The organism is Rufibacter sp. XAAS-G3-1, from assembly GCF_013623775.1.
Lineage (GTDB): Bacteria > Bacteroidota > Bacteroidia > Cytophagales > Hymenobacteraceae > Nibribacter.
In genome coordinates this window covers 59,339-76,556 of the sequence record NZ_JABFAM010000007.1, presented here as the reverse complement: position 1 = coordinate 76,556, position 17,218 = coordinate 59,339, and the positions used below count along the sequence as shown (strand labels likewise).

The following is a 17,218-nucleotide window of genomic DNA, read 5'->3' as shown; positions in this document are numbered from 1 at the left end:
AACTCACGGGCAAAAGCCCCCTTTTTCCTGAAACTCCTGTTTTGACCTTACTTTTAGGAAACCAGCCTTAAAACGGCTTCTGGTAGCTTGTTACACAGATAGTGTGTATCTTTGTGATAGCGAATTTTAGCGCGGTAGAACCTATGGCAATTACCCAAGAAGACGTATTAAAAGCCCTCAGCTATGTAGAGGAGCCAGATTTAGGCAAAGACCTGGTGACCTTGAACATGATTGAGGACGTGCAAATAAATGGTCTGGACGTGGCTTTCACGGTGATCCTGACCACCCCCGCGTGCCCCCTCAAAGACCTTATCCGGAACGCCTGTATCCGGGCCATCCACACCATGGTAAACAAAGAGGCGAACGTGACGGTGCACATGACCTCCCGCGTGACCTCGGCCCGCCAAGACAACCAGGCGCTGTTGAAAGGCGTGAAAAACATTATTGCGGTGGCCTCCGGTAAAGGTGGCGTGGGTAAATCTACCCTTACTGCCAACTTAGCCGTGGCGCTGGCGCAGTCTGGGGCCAAAGTTGGCTTGGTAGACGCCGATATCTCCGGCCCGTCAGTGCCTACCATGTTCGGAGTGGAAGACGCCCGCCCCCAAGTGTACCGTATGCCCGATGGCCGCAACCTCATTGAACCCATTGAGAAATACGGCATCAAGCTCATGTCCATCGGGTTTCTGGCTCCCGCTGAGAGCGCGGTGGTGTGGCGCGGCCCCATGGCTAGTTCGGCGTTGAAGCAGTTTATCACCGAGGTAGACTGGGGCGAATTGGATTATTTGCTCATTGACCTCCCGCCGGGAACCAGCGACATCCACTTGACGTTGGTGCAGACAGTACCGGTAACGGGCGCTATCATTGTGACTACCCCGCAGAAAGTGGCCATTGCCGATGCCGTGAAAGGTTTGCAGATGTTCCGGCAGCCGCAGATCAACGTCCCTATTCTGGGATTGGTGGAAAACATGGCGTACTTCACCCCGGCCGAGTTACCAGAGAATAAATACTATATCTTTGGACAAGGCGGCGGCCGTGACCTGGCAGAGCGCTACGGCGTTCCGTTCATAGGGGAAGTTCCGTTGGTGCAAAGCATTAGAGAAAGCGGAGACCAGGGTGCTCCGCAGATCCTGCAGGAAGGCACTCCCGCCTCGCAGGCCTTTGAAGGAGTGGCGCAGGAAGTGGCCCGGCAGGTTTCCGTGCGGAACGCCAGTCTGGGCAAAACCAAAGTAGTAGAAATTAAAGCGTAAAATAATGGCAGAAAACGCACTAAACGAGATTTTAATCCAGCAAGTGGAGCAAGCCTTAGACTCCATCCGCCCGTACCTGAAAACAGACGGCGGAGACGTAAAGGTGCTGGACATCACCGAGGATCGGGTGGTTTTGCTGGAACTGTTAGGTGCCTGCGGCTCTTGCCCCATGTCTGCCATGACCTTCAAGGGCGGCATTGAGCAAGCCATCATGCGCGCCGTACCAGAAATCAAAGGCATTCAGGCGGTGAACCTCACCCCCATGGACGTTTAACCACGAATAATATACGTTTCAAACTCCCGTTCATCACGCAGGCAGGGCCAGTGATGAACGGGAGTTTTTGTTTTTTGTATTTTCAAAAAAGGAGCCCTAAAACAGAAATTCACCGCCGTTTTGAAAGGATGCAGGGCAGAAAACAAAATCTCATTCCCATTTCTCACGTAGCTTTCTATCTTTGTTTTACCACCCACTGCTACCGCCATGCTCACCGCCAACGACCCATCGCTGCATTCCTGGATTCAGATTGCGCCAGATTGTGATTTTCAGATCCAGAACCTACCCTTCGGGATCTTTCAGACCGAAGACCGGGATGCGAGAGTAGGCGTAGCCATTGGCGACTATGTGTTGGATGTGTACGTGCTCACGCAACATGGGCTTTTTGACATGCTGGACGTGGAAGACCCTACTGTGTTCCACCGTCCTTATCTCAATGACTTCATGGCTTTAGGACGGGTGATCTGGCGACAGGTACGCGGCCGCATCTCAGAACTGCTGCGCAACGACAACCCAGAGATCAGAGATAACCGGGCACTCATGGCCGAATGCTTGCTGAAGCAGAAAGACGTGCAGATGCTCATGCCCGTACAGGTGCCTAACTACACCGATTTTTATTCCAGCATGGAGCACGCCACCAATGTAGGCTCCATGTTCCGCGATCCGGCCAATGCGCTGCTGCCTAACTGGAAGCACCTGCCGGTAGGGTACCATGGCCGTGCGTCTTCCATTGTTCCGTCAGGAGTACCCATCAGAAGACCAAAAGGCCAGACCAAACGCGCAGATGTTCCCGTTTTCGGGCCTACCAAACAGTTGGATTTCGAGCTGGAAATGGCGTTCATCACTGGGCAGCCTACTGAGTTAGGCACTTCGCTCACCACCTTAGAGGCCGAGGAATATATTTTCGGGATGGTGTTGTTCAATGACTGGTCGGCGCGGGATATCCAGGCGTGGGAATACGTGCCGTTGGGCCCGTTTCTAGCCAAGAACTTTGGTTCTTCCATCTCGCCGTGGGTGGTGACGCTGGATGCGCTGGAACCATACAGGGTAGCTGGCCCGGTACAAGACCCCAAGGTGCTGCCCTACCTGGACTTCAGCGGAAACAAGAACCTGGACATCAACTTGGAGGTGACCTTGCAAGCGCCTACCCTGCCCGAGGAAGTTGTTATCTGCCGTTCCAACTACAAACATCTGTACTGGAACATGAACCAACAGCTGGCGCACCACACTAGTAACGGCTGCAATATTGAAGTGGGCGATCTATACGCCTCCGGCACCATCAGCGGCCCCACCCCAGCTTCTTACGGCTCTATGCTGGAGCTTACTTGGCGTGGCACCACCCCCTTGCAGCTTCCCAACGGCACCGAGCGCAGGTTCCTCCATGACGGCGACGTGATCACCATGCGCGGCTACGCCGAAAAGAACGGCATCAGGGTTGGTTTTGGCGAAGTACGCACGGAGATTCTGCCTACCTTATAGGAATTTGGAGATGTGGAGATGTGGAAATGAGAAAATGTGGAGATGAAGTAATTAGGAGATTTGAAGATGCATTTCAATCCCTATTATCGCATTTCTACATCTTCTCATCTCCACATCTTCTCATTTCCTAATTACTTCATCTCCACATCTCCACATCTTCTCATCTTCAAATCTGCTTCGTGAGAACCTTCGACCCCAGAGAAATACCTACCAGCCAGTTTCATAGCCTCATGCTGGGAGCTATTGCACCCCGGCCTATCGCATTCGCCAGCACGGTTGATCTGGACGGCAATGTGAACCTGAGTCCGTTCAGTTTTTTTAATTGTTTCGGGTCTAATCCGGCGGTGCTCATTTTCTCTCCTGCCCGCCGCGTACGCGACAATACCGGCAAGCACACGCTGGAAAACGTGCTGGAAACCGGCGAAGTGGTCATCAACATCGGGAATTACGCTTTGGTGGAGCAGATGTCTTTGGCTAGCACCGAGTACGACAAGGGCGTGAATGAATTTGTGAAAGCGGGGCTTACGCCCGTGGCGTCCACCTTGGTAAAACCGCCCCGCGTGGCCGAGGCTCCCGTGGCCTTTGAGTGCAAAGTACTGGAAGTAAAACCCATTGGTGAGCAAGGCGGAGCCGCCAACTTGGTCATTTGCGAAGCAGTTTTGTTGCACGTGCGGGAAGAAGTTTTCGGGGCGGATGGCAAAACCATTGACCCGTTCAAACTGGACGCCGTGGCCCGCCTGGGCGGCGACTGGTACCTACGGGCCCAAGGCGATTGCCTGTTTGAACTGCCTAAACCGTTACAGAACAAAGGCATGGGCATTGACCAACTGCCCGCGCACATCAAGAACAGTTCTGTACTCACCGGCAACAACCTCGCCCGCCTGGGAAACACCCAGAAACTGCCAACTACGGCTGAGATTCAGGAATTCAGAAACGAACCCATTTACCGTTACTTAGTCCAAACCCATCAGCAAAACTTTCAAGAGCTAGAAAGGCAACTCCATTTACTAGCCCAGAAACTCCTGGAAGAAGGCCGCGTGCCAGAAGCCTGGAAAGCATTGCTCACGCTTGAGAATTCCTGATTCCCGTTTTTGGGCTGTTTTTTGAAATAAAGGCTTAAAACAATAACTAAAACTGATCCCTCATTAGGACTACAAAACAAAAAGCGTTTCGGGCCTGTTTTCTGGAAAACAGGCCCGAAACGCTTTTTAGTAGGCGTATGGTAAGGATGAGAACTGTTAGTTTCTCACCGCAATCATCAGGCTCAACTCCTTGTAGCGCATGTTGAATTTCTTCGCGATGGAGGCGTTGGTGAGGCTGCCTTTGTAGATGTAGACGCCGCTGCGGTAATGTTCATGGGTGAAGAGGGCCTCGTTGACGCCGCCGTACTTGGAAATCTCCAGGAACATGGGTGTAAAAATATTGCTCAGGGCTTTGGTAGCGGTGCGGGGCACGCGCGACGGAATGTTGGGCACGCAGTAATGGATGACGTCATACTTGCGGTACACCGGACGCTTGTGGGTGGTCATTTCTGAGGTCTCAAAACAACCACCTTCGTCAATGCTCACGTCTATAATCACCGAACCTGGGGCCATTTTGGCCACCACTTCCTCGGCAATCATGCAGGGCACCTGACCATCTTCCGCGGTCACGGCCCCAATCACCACATCGGCACCCTGGATTTCGCGGTGCAGAATGGTATGGTCTAAGGTAGAGGTAAACAACTGGGTGCCCACGTTCTGCTTGAGGCGGCGCAGTTTGTAGAGATGGTCGTCAAACACCTTTACCTCGGCGCCCAAGCCCAAAGCGGCGCGGGTCGCATATTCGGCCACGGTTCCGGCCCCGATGATGACTACTTTGGAGGGCGGCACGCCGGTGATTCCGCCTAAAATCACGCCTTTGCCTTCGTTGCTGCTGCTCAGGTACTCGGCGGCAATCAGCATGACGGTACTGCCGGCAATCTCGCTCATGGCCCGCACCACGGGCTTGGTATCTGATTTGTCTTTGAGCAACTCAAACGAGATGGCATTGATTTTCTTGCGGCAGAGCGCACTAATGTATTCTGCCGTAAGCGAGCCAATTTGCAGGGCCGAGATAAGCGTCTGGCCCGGTTTGAAGAACTCCAGTTCATCTAAGGTGGGCGGCGCTATTTTCAGCACGATATCGGCTTCATAGACTTCTTTGGTGGAGTAGACAATGACGCCGCCCGCCTCTGAGAACTCGTGGTCTGAGTATTTGGAGGGAGCCCCGGCCCCAGATTCAATGTAGACTTCGTGCCCATTTTCGGTTAGTTGTTTCACAGACTCGGGCGTGAGCCCGATGCGGTTTTCCTGCAGGGAAGATTCTTTGGGAATGCCAATGAACAGATTCCGCTTGCGGGTCTCTATGGCCAACATTGACTCTTTAGGCATCAGACTGCGGGCGGTGGCCTTGGTCAGGGCCTCAAACCCGGTCTTCTCCGTCATTTCCTCCATCATAGTACTCTCATGCTAATAATACGCGCCTCTTCGGCTTCTCCGGTTTCAATAGACACCTCAACCGCGTCTGTAGGCAGCAAGCCTGCCACCTTAGACGGCCACTCAATGAGACACAGGTTGCCCGAACTGAAGTATTCCAGCGCGCCCATGTCCAGTGCCTCGGCCTGGTTTTCGACCCTATAAAAATCAAAATGGTAAATGAGTTCCCCGTCTTCGGTCTCGTACTCGTTCACGAGGGAGAAAGTAGGGCTGCTGACCGGTTCCTGCACCCCTTTTTGGGCGCAGATTGCCTTGATAAAAGTGGTTTTACCGGCCGCCATCTCACCTTCAAACAAAATTATCTTTTTTTGCCCGATAAATGACAATAATTCGGCGGCGGCCTGGGGTAAATCCGCTTTTGTTGCAATGGAAAGAGTTTGCTGGCGCGCTTCAGGCTCAGGCATTTTTAGTGGACAGGGTGATGAATGGAATAATACACTCTTCCAAAGAGACGCCGCCGTGCTGGAACGTGTCTTTGTAGTGGTTCACGTAGTAGTTGTAGTTGTTGGGGTACGCGAAGAAGTCATCGTTCATGGCGAAGACGTAGGCCGTAGACACGTTGCTTTTGGGCAGGTGAAAACGCTCGGGCTTACGGCATACCAACACATCTTTCTCGGTGAAGCCCAGGTTCTTGCCGTGCTTGTAGCGTAGGTTGGTGTTGGTGTTGCGGTCACCCACAATCTTGAAAGGCTTTTTCACGCGCACGGTGCCGTGGTCGGTGGTGATGATGAGACGGCCTTTCTTATCTGCGATGGCTTTGAGCGTGTCAAACAGCGGCGAGTGCAGGAACCACGAACGCGTGAGCGAACGATAGGCCGCCTCGTCGGCCGCTAACTCCCGAATCATCTGCATGTCAGTGCGGGCGTGCGAGAGCATGTCCACGAAGTTGTAGACAATCACGTTCAGTTTGTTGTTGTCCAGGTTACTGAACTTAGACAAAAGTTCTTTCCCGGCCGTGTTGTTCGTGATCTTGTTATAGCTGAACTTCTCATTCACTTTGTTCTGCTGCAACTGAATCTGCAGGAAATCTTCTTCGTGCAGATTCTTGCCTTCCTCCTCGTCGTCAGACACCCACAGGTTAGGGTACTTCTTCGCGATATCGGCGGGCAGCATGCCCGAGAAAATGGCGTTACGGGCGTAGGCGGTGGTGGTAGGCAGAATGGAGTAATACATCTCCTCCTGCTCCACATTGAAATAGTCGGTGATGATAGGCTCCAAGACTTTCCACTGGTCGTAGCGCAGATTATCTATCAGGACGAAATACACCGGCACGTCGCTTTCCTTCATCATGGGAAACACGCGGTCTTTGAACAGACGGTGCGACATTAACGGAATCTCATCGGTCTCATCATTCACCCATTCCTCGTAGTTGTCCATGATGAATTTAGCGAAGTTGGTGTTCGCCTCATCCTTCTGCATGTTGATGACCTCGGCCATGCTCTTGCCTTCAGTGTCAGCGATCTCCAGCTCCCAGTACACCAGTTTCTTGTAGACATCGGCCCATTCCTGGTAACTCAGGCGTTCGCCGAAGGCCATGCCCAACGTCCGGAAATCACGTTGGTACGAGCTATTGGTTCTTTCCTCTACCAGGCGGCGGTTGTCCAGAATCCGCTTCGCGGAAAGCAGGATTTGGTTAGGGTTGATGGGTTTGATGAGGTAATCGGCTATTTTAGAACCGATGGCCTCTTCCATGATGTGCTCTTCCTCGCTTTTGGTGATCATGACCACGGGCAGCGTAGGACGGGCCGCTTTGATCTCGGCCAACGCTTCCAGGCCGCTGAGGCCGGGCATATTTTCGTCTAAAAAGACAAGGTCAAACGTCTGTTCCTGCACCTTCTCTACGGCATCGGCCCCGCTGTTCACGGGGGTGATGTCGTACCCTCTCTCGGTTAAAAAGAGAATATGCGGCTTGAGTAGGTCAATCTCGTCGTCCGCCCACAAAATACTATATCTTTGCATGGCTTTTATTGGGTTTCATAGCGTGCGTGATGGTTGGCGTTTTAGGCGTTATTTTCGCAAAACTGGCCTAAAACCAAGGCAATCTTCGTACATATACGCATGCCAACATCTTTATCGACAACGGACACTAGAAGAACTTAGTTATCTTGAATAAGAAAAAAATCTTCAACGACCCGGTTTACGGCTTCATCACGGTTCCGTCTGACCTGCTGTTTGACATTATCCAACACCCGTACTTTCAGCGCCTGCGGCGGATAAAGCAGTTGGGCCTTACGGAGTTTGTGTACCCCGGCGCGCTGCATACCCGTTTTCACCACGCGCTGGGCGCCATGCACCTCATGAGCATCGCGCTGCAGAGCCTGAGCGGCAAAGATAACATCATTACCGACAAAGAGTGCGAGGCGTCTATGGCGGCCATTCTGCTGCATGACATTGGCCACGGCCCTTTCTCGCACGCGCTGGAAACGGCCATCTTTGACCAGGTGCCGCATGAGCAGATTTCGCTGCACCTCATGGAACTCCTGAACCAAGAGTTCGGCGGCCGTCTGCAACTGGCCATTGACATCTTCACCGACAATTACCACCGCCATTTCTTCCACCAACTGGTGTCCAGCCAACTGGACGTAGACCGTCTGGACTACCTCAACCGTGACAGTTTCTACACCGGCGTCTCTGAGGGCAAAATTGGGGCCGACCGCCTGCTCAAGATGCTGAACGTGCATGAAGACCGCCTGGTAGTGGAAGAGAAAGGCATCTATTCCATTGAAAGCTTTCTGGTGAGCCGCCGCCTCATGTACTGGCAGGTGTACATGCACAAAACCGTGACCAGCGCTGAGCAGATGGTGATGAAGATCATGCAACGGGCCCGCGAACTGACCCAGCGCGGTGAGGAAGTACCCGCCAGCGCCAACCTGCAGTACTTCCTGCGCGAAAGCCTTTCCATCCTGGATTTTGAGCGTGACCCCGGCATTATGAGGCGGTTTGTTTCTTTGGATGACTACGACGTCTGGAGCGGTATCAAAGCCTGGGCCGAGCACCCCGACAAGATCCTGAGTTATCTTTCTACCTGCCTGCTGGAGCGCAAACTCTTCAAGATCATGCTCTCCCCTACGCCCTTTGACATAGAGTTTCTGGTAGGCGTACGGGAATTGGCGCAGGAGCACTTTGACATTTCAGCAGAAGAGGCCCATTACATGGTGGTGGAAGGCATCATCAGCAACAACGCCTATCAATCTGGCGAGGAAAACATTAACGTATTGACCAAACAGAGCCTGGTGGTAGATGTGGCTGTGGCCTCAGACCTGCCCAGCATCCAGGCCTTGAGCAAAAAAGTGGAGAAATACTACGTCTGCTATCCCAAGGAGATCACCCGCATGAGCCTCTGATCACCTGGGGCGTTTAGCGGCTACTTTCTCTAAAACAGGCATAAAACAGAGTATACTCATAAAAGCGTACGTACCTGCAACCTAACCAACCCCATGATCATCTACCAGAGTGGCTTAATCACCTTAGACTATGACCCGGCCACTGATATACTTTACATTAAGTGGCCCGATGTGCAGGACTTTTTGGTTTTGGAGATCAGGCAGGCGCTACGGATCTTGGTAGACCACATCAAAAGCTACGACATCAAGAAACTCCTGATTGACTCCAGCCAAGCCTCTCTGGAGATACCCGGTGCCGAGTACAAAGACGTTCTCAAGGAGTTCGGGCAAAACCTGATGCAAACGCGTCTGGAGAAAATGGCCCGCCTTCTTACCCCAAACCCTACCCGCGAAGACAAGGTGGAGGAAGCCCGGCAAGAACTGCGTTTCCCTATTCCCTTACGCACTTTCACAGACAAACAAGAGGCTGTTGCCTGGCTGAAAAGCACGGTGGTGGAGCAAGCCTAACGGTGCTTTTCCTACCACATCTTGCGGGGTTGCTGTCAGTTTCTGTCCTCTTTTTCTTAAAACACCCTGGAAACGGGTCACCAGACTACGCTTGGCTTGCCACACCCAAGTTCTATTGGTCTATTCTTGCGCTTCTGCCTGGGAGGGGTTTTTATTGCGAAAATCTCTTCATGGGAGGGGTAGGTTGCTGCGCGTTTCCTGGGCCAGCTCAACTAGAGCGCTAATGCGGTTAGCGGGTGTGCGCCTTTCGCTGTTCCCTTGGCTTGGCTGTTATTTGCGTGGGATTGGATGGTGCATGCCGTTTGCTGTTCCCTTGGCTTGGCCGCTTGTTGCGTGGGTGCAAGTGCTGTGTTGTTCCATCTTTGGTGGTATGCGCTCACGCCCGCGGGCCCCCGTCTTCCCCTCTCGCACTGCCCTTTCGGCCTGGGAAGTCCTTTGCTCTTAGTTGATGTCTATTCAGGGCCAAAAGCGAGGCGCGCTCGGGAAAGACTGGAACTAGGGAAAGTAAGTACCCCCCTTTTTCTAAGGCACTATGGTGCGGATTTACTTCCGTAACTTATATCTAACTTCCGCAGAAAGCCGTCCCTAGCCCCCCTCTCTAGTAGAGAGCGGGAACCCCGCTGATGCGTTTTGGGGCTGTTTTTCGGAAAACGGGCCTAAAACACAGAAACCGCTTCTCCGGCCTGCCCCCAACAGGCCGGAAACAAAGCGTCTCAGCCTGCCATTCATCTATTTTGGCTTGTCAGGGGACAAGCCAAGGAGAGGGCGAGAAACCCGAACTCCCGCAGAGAGAAGAACCTTACTGGTGATGCGCTTTTAGGGCTATTTTGCGGAAAACAGGCCGGAATCACGGAAACTGGTGCTCACGGTGTAGAGTAAACTGGCGCGAGACTCCAGTCCCGTGACCGGGAATGAAGCGAGTCTCCAGACTCGCCGGGAACCACCGGCCAGAGGGCGTTATAGCAGGTATAAATACCTGAGAAAAAGTCACGGAAGTAAATCTGCACCATGGTAGGGGTTAGCTTCAAGGCACAGAGTTGATATTGGCATTAGATCTCAAGTATACCTCCCCTATCAATTGCCCGTTTTTCACTGGTTTTGCAGAAAACAAGCTTGAAACGGGGTAGATGGCACCTACTCTTTGATGATCTTGAGTGTAGTCGTGCCATTCACTATAACCAGGTAGAACCCTGGGCGCAGGCTTGTCATGGAGACCATTACTTCTTTTCCGCTGGTTTTTAGCTTTAGTACACTGCTTCCGACCTGGGTATACACGTCAATGGTTTGGATGGCCTTACTTCCTTTCACTCTCAGTTGGTCTTGTACCAGGGTGGGGTAAGCGGTGAAAGCACGTTGATCGGTTTCCATGTCTTTTATACCGGTCACTATTTGGTCTTGTCTGGTGTAATTTCTAAGGTTGGGCATTTCGTCTAGCGTGATGACGTACTCATGGGCGAACATCTTTTTCCAGAGGTCAAGCGGGTTATATCTACTTTCACGGGTATAGTTGCCGTACCAAGGCATGTACCAAGACCAGGCAGCCCCGTCTTTGACCAGGTTGTCTACCTCTGGGAAAGAACCGGTTTCGCTTAAGGTCAGCATCTTTTTGCCGCCGTACCGGTTGTTCATATCGCTGAACTCCAGCACCTGTGAGGAGTGATCGCCGTCTTTGTACACATCTCTGCCTACCAGGTCTACATATTCATCGCCGGGGTACCAGTCATCATCGTTCGGTTCGCGAGTCCAGACCCAGATAAGGTTCTTGAGGCCATGGTGGTTTACCATGCGGTCATACATCAAACGCCAAAGGGTTTTCAAAGGCGCACCACCTTTGGCTCCCCACCAAAACCATCCGCCCGCCGCTTCGTGCAAGGGCCGCCAGATGACTGGTACATGCTGGCTTTGGAGTTCTTTCAACATACCAGCGATGTAATCAATATCGGCCAGCATGGCTTTATACTCCGCAGAGCTTGGGTCAGCTACTTTGGAGATATTGAAGGTAGTGCCGGTGGGCTTGGACGTATTACGGGTATAGAATTCTTCGGTGGTGCGCGAAGGATCACGCCAGTGCCACAGCATAGCAGGTATGCCGTTCCGTTCGTACCAGGTTTTGGCATCAATGATGGGGGCTTTGTCATTGTACCAGGCATATCCTCTGCCGCTATGCATAAGATCTAAGCCCAACAGCGCCGGTTCTTTGCCGGTATTTTGTTTTAGCCAGGTAGACTCATCAAAGCTGTTGAGGGTCATCACGCCAGAGATAATTTTATCGCCGTAATTATCCAACAGAAAATCATACAACGCTCTGGCTTCTGGGGTTGGGTTAGGGTTAACCAGTTGTTGGTTCAGGTTGAATCTGTTAGTACCCTCTACCTCTTCAAATTCCAGATAGTCAATATTGATCCAGCCCCAAGACTTGATGATCTTCACCTGGTGCTGCCCCGCTGATAGTTGCAGGGCGGCCACCAATTTCAAGGTGGAATACTGGGTCTGCGAGAAGGAGAAATCCAGCGTATTCCCGTCTACCTCAAACTTATTGATCTTGCTCCCGCCCGTAGAGGCCGCCCTGATGTAGATATTGTAAAACCCGGCTTTAGGGGGCGTGGCATTGAAAGTGAGGTTGCCATCTTGCTGCGCTACAAAAAAGCCGCCGGAACAGGTAGTGCAACTCTGCTTTGTGGCTCCACCCGCCAGCGTGGCGTTTTCGGCTTCATATTTTTGGGCAGATGCCTGAAGTGAGAAGACAAACGGCAATAATAGAAGAAGGAGTCTGGTATAGCTTTTTCTCATAGATGCAGGTTCTTGCTGGCCATTGAACTCTTTAAAAACTTCTTTCATCCTGTAAACGGAAAGAGCATTCACCAAAGTTAAGCGAACCCCTACCATTCTGGTTAACACAATTTTATCAATGAATAGCCCATATACCTACTTTTGGTTCTGGTTAACTACACACTCATTTGGATGTAAGCTTAAGAGCATGGAAGCTGTTTAGAGCTTTACACCTGTTTTCATAAAAACAGGCTAAAAACGACGGCACAAGCCAATGCCTGCGGCAGTGGACAGACAACCCTCTTGTTTTTGGCCTGTTTTTATGAAAATAGCCTAAAAACGACGGTAAAAGCGGGCACTTGCCCCAGGGGAATTGCTTTAGAGCATGTTTAAATTTCATCTTTGCGCTGCAAACGGCCAGAAAGAGAACTTTTATCGCCTTCGTAGCGCTGCCACGAGGCGCAAAAATTGCTTTGGCAGAACCTTATTCTTGCGGACTGAGCCAGCAAACCCAAAAGTTGAACATGGCCTAAGACTTTGATGCACAAAAAAGGGAAGAACATTTCTGCTCTTCCCTTTTTTGTTTGGTTAACGGAGTTTTTAGATCAATTCTATATCATCAATGAAGACGGTATTAGGATTGGTTCCGTAGTTTTTGAAATAAAGCTCTGCAAGTCCGCCAGACAAATCGCCTAGGGCACTAATAGGAACTTCAATGACGGTGTACTCTCCAGATCTCACGTCAAACGCATAATCATCACCCGTGACACCGGCCAAGTTCTTCGCCGACACTGAATAACGGGTAGTAGCGCCCGTTCCACCGTAAATGTAGAACTTGATCTTGGTATAACCCGCCAATACGTTGGCTTTGTTGGGGTGCAACTGCATGGCGCCATACACGTCATTGTAACTAAGTTTGATGGCTTTGGCACCGCGGGAAACATGCTCGGCATTGCCCATGTCTTCCAAGCTTTTGCCCCAACCACCCCATAGCTGCCAATCAGCGTTCAAGGCATCGTTGTAAATGAAATAGGCCGGACGATCTATCTTCACATCCAACACCATATCCGTTTTCACGGTATAGTCTTTAGTGGTTACAAAGGTGAGCACTCCTTTCAAAGCATCACTTGGCACCTTCACCACCAGTTGGGTAGGAGATTGGCTTACGAACGTTGCCACAGAAGCGCCACCGGTAAAACTGATACTTTTCACCATGTCTAGGTTGGTACCGTTGATTGTAAGGTTGGCACCTGGTTCTACCGGAGTTGGGTTGAAGCCCGTAATGGCCGGCAAAATAATGGCGATGGTTTGGGTACTAGGTACCTCTTCCATAGACAGGGCCACCAAAGTGATTTTCCCGCTAGAGGCATTATCGGGCACTTTCACCACCAACTGCGCTTCTGATCTGCTCACAAAGGCAGAAACCACTGCTTCTCCTACCCCGGTAAACTTTACGCGGCTTACCAAATCAAGATTGGTACCGGTAATGGTCAGGTTGTCGCCATGCTTCAAAGCGGCAGGAGCCAATCCTGTCACCGCGGGCAAGGTAATGGCAACCTCTTGCTCCGTCTCTACTACCAAAGGCTCAGTACCACCGGTATATAGGATGAGGCTGCCAGATTTAGCCTCCATGGGCACGGTCACCACCAATTCTGTCATGGATTTGCTGACAAAGGTTGTTACCCGGGTAGGCAACGCGCCAAACTGCAGACTGTCTACCCAGTTCAGGTAATTACCCGTGATGGTGATGTTGGTTCCTGGCTTTGCTGATGCCGTGATACCGGTGACCGTAACAGGAACCTCAAAGCTCAGATCTGTTTTAGAAGCAATTTCGGTACCATTGGCCAACTTCAGAGTTACTTTTCCTTCTTCGGCGGCAGTTGGTACCACTAACTCAATCAAGTCAGAAGACTGTGAAGTAAATTGGGCTTTGGCAACCAGCGCTCCCCGAAGTTGGATGGACTCCACTTGATCTAGGTTGCGGCCAATGAATTTGATTTTGTCGCCATGCTTGGCCCCGGTAGGCCCAAAGCTCAGCAACTCCACCTGACCTGAATTCATTGCGTCATCATCGTCATCACAAGAAGAGAGGAATCCAATGGAAACCATTAGAAACGCCACCAGTAATAATCTCACTTTATAAAGGTTTTTCATATTCAGAGCTCTCTAAAATTTTATGGATTCATAGTTGGCACTACCCGCATGTTGTCCAGGGCAAAGTTTGCATTTACTGGGTTGGGGCCACTGAAGTGGAAAGAAACACCATAACCGGAAGGGGTATAAGCAAAGCTTCCATTCGCTTTCCAGAAATCCTCCCACGGAAGAGTGACAGTCCGCCAAGTACCGTCGGTATTGATATTGTTTACCTGCCAGTTGTAAAAAACATTACCCCTTAAACTTGCGATATCACCAGGGCCCATATGCATCCGGTAATGTGCGCCCGTTAAATCTGCTAATGTATTAATCTCAAACTTCAGGCTGTATTTACCTGGATTTGCGAACGCATCTGCCGGTATATTCTTAGTTTCCAAAGCCGCGGCACTGTTGTTTGGCCCTACATACGTTTCATACCATGCCCAAGCCGCCAAGTTCTGGTTTATGCGAAGGTATTTACCATTGACCGGCTTGATTGCCGCATCATTGTCTCTGATGTAATTTGGCCCATGCCATAACCCACTGGTAGTTGCAAGTAAACCAGGTTCATCAAAACTGGCAATGACATTCCTGTTGTCACGGAACCAGAAGTCTGACTCAGTTGCTCCAAAATTAGAAGAGATTGTGATAGGGCCCGGTTGCGCACCCGCTGGCACGGTTACTTCTAAGGTTTTATAGTCTCTACTGATAGACACGATTTCGCCTTGAGCGCCGCCCGTGAAAGTAACCGTGAGCGGTTCGTAGAAGAAATCACCCACAATGGTAGCCACATCTCCTGTGTTGACGTACTCGCTCTGCATCCGGTCAATTCTTGGCTCACTAATGTCTACCGTAAAGTCGTGGATCAACTCTTCTCCGTTGGTGAAAATGATTCTCATTTTATTGCTGATCTCCAACGGGATATTACTGGGGACACGCGTGATGACCGTAGTATTCGTGATCAAGGTAGGTGAAAGAAATGCTTCCTGATCATTAAACCAGATCTCACGGGTATTCTGCAGATTCTGCCCCACAATGGCAATCATGCTACCTTGCCCAGCTTTTGTGATAAGGGAATCTGAAGAGGAAGGCCGGGTAACCCTAATATAGCTAACCATGGGTTTACCACCGTTCGGAAGATCATCATCTTCTGAACAGCCTGTAAATACTCCAGCCATTGCAACAGCAATGAACAGGAACAGCAATGTTTTTAAATGTATTTTCATATGATAGATATTTCTATTTGTGATCAGCAGACACTTAATCTTTGAATTCATAAGGCACCGGAGGATTCCTTAAACTTGGTGCCTGGCTTGATTCTGCGGCAGGAATTGGGAGAAAGAAGTTTCCGGAGTTAGCAGTAGCCATTCTTTGCAATTCCCCTCTTTTAGTAAAGGTCCAGGCAGTAGGGTTTGGCATACGATCTGGCGTGATCAAGTACAATCCACCCCGATCTTGACTGTTAATGATTGTGTATGCCTCCTGTGGATCATAATAATGTAATCTTACAAGGTCATACCAAGCTAAGCCTTCCATGGCAAACTCTTTTGTACGCTCTTCAAAGATATCATTCCATGTGAGCGGGCCTTCAAAGACGGGCAACCCGGCACGCATGTGCACCGCATTGAAATAGCCAAGTGCCTTGCCGTCTGAGGTAGATGTGTTGTTTCCTAAAGCAGCTTCTGCATAAATCAGATACATCTCTGCAAGCCGCAACATATACGTGTTGTTAGGGTATCTTTGCGTGGTAGCATTTCCTCCCAAATCTTTTGCTTTCCCAACCACATATTTCTTAATGCTGGCAAAGCTTTGGTCTGCATTGGAGGCTGGTGCCGGGAAAACCAGTGGCTCAGTGATTTCGGTTGTACCTTCCATCCTAACCGTTCTGGAAATTTCAGGGTAACTAGCACCGGGCAACATGTACGTAGCTTTTAACCGCTGATCAAGCGTGAAACCAGGCTTGGCACCGTCTTGTTGGATAAGCCCATCATAAAGGCTCAGCATCCACCAAGAGGCTCCCAGGTCACCTCCCCAGCCATCTCCGTTCGCGATGGAATTATCAAATGTGATCTGCGACACCATGGTATTGGCATAGCCATAGCTTGTAGTAAATACCCATTGTTGCTCAAACAAAGATTCATTGTTGTTGTCATAAGGGTACCTGAACAAATCTGCATAGTTAGGTAGAAGAGCCTTGCCGCTCATGGTGATGACCCGTTCAGCATACTCCTTGGCCTTATCTAAGAACTCCTGCTTTCTAGTACCGCCAGTAGACTCCACCCCTGCACGGGTTAAATAGGTTCTGGCAAGCATGCCCTCAGCAGACCACTTGGTTAGCCGTCCTGGCTGCAGGGCAGTGGCCGGCAGATTTGCTGCCGCAAAAAGGTAATCTCTGGTAATAAACTCCCAAACACTTTCTACTGTATTGCGGGTTACGGCAGAGTTGTTCAGCAATGCAATGTTGTTTTCAATAATTGGAACAGGGCCATAATTAGAAACCAGGTAAGAATATGCAGTGGCCCGCATGAATCTTGCCTCTGCAATAGCGTGGTTTTTAACGTCCTGGGTCACCTCTGCGCCAGCATAACTGTTCAAATTCTGGATGAGCGTATTAGATTGACCAATTACAATGAAAAAAGCACGGTACGCTTCATTATTTGAAGTAGAGACTTCTGTGGTATTGAACAACACGTCATCTCTAAACCCCCAGGCCCGGAAAGTTGTCCCTCCCCTTAAATCTCCCAGCGCCCATGACGCTTTATCAACATAATCCTTCCACACCACACTGTAAAGGGGAGCTGAGGCTGCTAATACCTGTTCATTATTCTTAAAGAAATTGGCGTCAACCAACGTATCTTGCGGGGGTCTATCTAGAAACTCCTCCTCACAGCTTGAGAATATAGACAAGACCGTGAGTGCCCCTATGTATAAATAATTATTTTTCATTTT

14 protein-coding genes are annotated in these 17,218 nt (G+C 50.6%); 6 read left to right on the top strand and 8 right to left on the bottom strand.

The features are described 5' to 3' along the window. Nucleotides 1-143 precede the first annotated feature (143 nt). Both HHO50_RS08905 and HHO50_RS08900 read left to right on the top strand, forming a co-directional pair. Nucleotides 144-1,247: an Mrp/NBP35 family ATP-binding protein gene (locus tag HHO50_RS08905; protein WP_181305666.1), complete on the top strand. Its 1,104-nt coding sequence runs from the start codon at nucleotides 144-146 to the stop codon at nucleotides 1,245-1,247. Nucleotides 1,248-1,251: 4 nt separating this feature from the next. Next, nucleotides 1,252-1,521: a NifU family protein gene (locus HHO50_RS08900; protein ID WP_181305665.1), complete on the top strand. Its 270-nt coding sequence runs from the start codon at nucleotides 1,252-1,254 to the stop codon at nucleotides 1,519-1,521. On the opposite strand, the gene HHO50_RS08895 is transcribed toward HHO50_RS08900, so the two are convergent. Continuing rightward, complete coding sequence (locus tag HHO50_RS08895; protein ID WP_181305664.1) at nucleotides 1,518-1,730, bottom strand: hypothetical protein; 213 nt, start codon at nucleotides 1,728-1,730, stop codon at nucleotides 1,518-1,520. The genes HHO50_RS08900 and HHO50_RS08895 overlap by 4 nt on opposite strands. On the opposite strand from HHO50_RS08895, the gene fahA reads away from it, so the two are divergent. Together fahA and HHO50_RS08885 are read left to right on the top strand one after the other, a co-directional pair. Continuing rightward, nucleotides 1,729-3,000, top strand: coding sequence for a fumarylacetoacetase (fahA, locus tag HHO50_RS08890; protein ID WP_181305663.1), 1,272 nt, complete (start codon nucleotides 1,729-1,731; stop codon nucleotides 2,998-3,000). The two genes, HHO50_RS08895 and fahA, sit on opposite strands and share 2 nt — an antisense overlap. Nucleotides 3,001-3,179: 179 nt before the next feature. Beyond that, complete coding sequence (locus tag HHO50_RS08885; RefSeq protein ID WP_370457551.1) at nucleotides 3,180-4,082, top strand: flavin reductase family protein; 903 nt, start codon at nucleotides 3,180-3,182, stop codon at nucleotides 4,080-4,082. Nucleotides 4,083-4,238: 156 nt separating this feature from the next. Here HHO50_RS08885 and HHO50_RS08880 read toward each other — a convergent pair whose 3' ends face one another. Genes HHO50_RS08880 through HHO50_RS08870 form a run of 3 tightly spaced genes read right to left on the bottom strand, consistent with a single transcriptional unit; the run spans nucleotide 4,239 to nucleotide 7,475 of the window. Then, nucleotides 4,239-5,474: an alanine dehydrogenase gene (locus tag HHO50_RS08880; protein WP_255478679.1), complete on the bottom strand. Its 1,236-nt coding sequence runs from the start codon at nucleotides 5,472-5,474 to the stop codon at nucleotides 4,239-4,241. Beyond that, a complete protein-coding gene (gene tsaE, locus HHO50_RS08875) occupies nucleotides 5,474-5,920 on the bottom strand; it encodes a tRNA (adenosine(37)-N6)-threonylcarbamoyltransferase complex ATPase subunit type 1 TsaE (protein WP_181305662.1) in 447 nt (148 codons plus the stop codon). Before tsaE ends, HHO50_RS08880 begins: the two co-directional genes overlap by 1 nt. Further along, the gene (locus HHO50_RS08870; protein WP_181305661.1) at nucleotides 5,913-7,475 is read right to left on the bottom strand and encodes a PglZ domain-containing protein; all 1,563 of its coding nucleotides are present in this window, start codon (nucleotides 7,473-7,475) and stop codon (nucleotides 5,913-5,915) included. Before HHO50_RS08870 ends, tsaE begins: the two co-directional genes overlap by 8 nt. Before the next feature lie 146 nt (nucleotides 7,476-7,621). Between HHO50_RS08870 and HHO50_RS08865 the strand changes: the two genes are divergently transcribed. Together HHO50_RS08865 and HHO50_RS08860 are read left to right on the top strand one after the other, a co-directional pair. After that, the gene (locus HHO50_RS08865; RefSeq protein WP_181305660.1) at nucleotides 7,622-8,860 is read left to right on the top strand and encodes an HD domain-containing protein; all 1,239 of its coding nucleotides are present in this window, start codon (nucleotides 7,622-7,624) and stop codon (nucleotides 8,858-8,860) included. 93 nt (nucleotides 8,861-8,953) lie between these two features. Continuing rightward, nucleotides 8,954-9,367: a hypothetical protein gene (locus HHO50_RS08860; protein ID WP_181305659.1), complete on the top strand. Its 414-nt coding sequence runs from the start codon at nucleotides 8,954-8,956 to the stop codon at nucleotides 9,365-9,367. A 1,134-nt stretch (nucleotides 9,368-10,501) separates the two neighbouring features. Here HHO50_RS08860 and HHO50_RS08855 read toward each other — a convergent pair. From HHO50_RS08855 to HHO50_RS08840, 4 genes are all read right to left on the bottom strand, one after another. Next, on the bottom strand, nucleotides 10,502-12,157 hold the full coding sequence (locus tag HHO50_RS08855; protein WP_181305658.1) for a glycosyl hydrolase: 1,656 nt from the start codon (nucleotides 12,155-12,157) through the stop codon (nucleotides 10,502-10,504). Between the two features lie 579 nt (nucleotides 12,158-12,736). Further along, entirely contained in the window at nucleotides 12,737-14,290 is a 1,554-nt protein-coding gene (locus HHO50_RS08850) for an IPT/TIG domain-containing protein (RefSeq protein WP_181305657.1), read from the bottom strand. A gap of 20 nt (nucleotides 14,291-14,310) precedes the next feature. Next, nucleotides 14,311-15,495 (bottom strand): glycan-binding surface protein, encoded by a 1,185-nt coding sequence (locus HHO50_RS08845; RefSeq protein ID WP_181305656.1) that lies wholly within the window; start codon nucleotides 15,493-15,495, stop codon nucleotides 14,311-14,313. Between the two features lie 34 nt (nucleotides 15,496-15,529). Then, entirely contained in the window at nucleotides 15,530-17,215 is a 1,686-nt protein-coding gene (locus HHO50_RS08840) for a RagB/SusD family nutrient uptake outer membrane protein (protein WP_181305655.1), read from the bottom strand. Nucleotides 17,216-17,218: the final 3 nt, after the last annotated feature.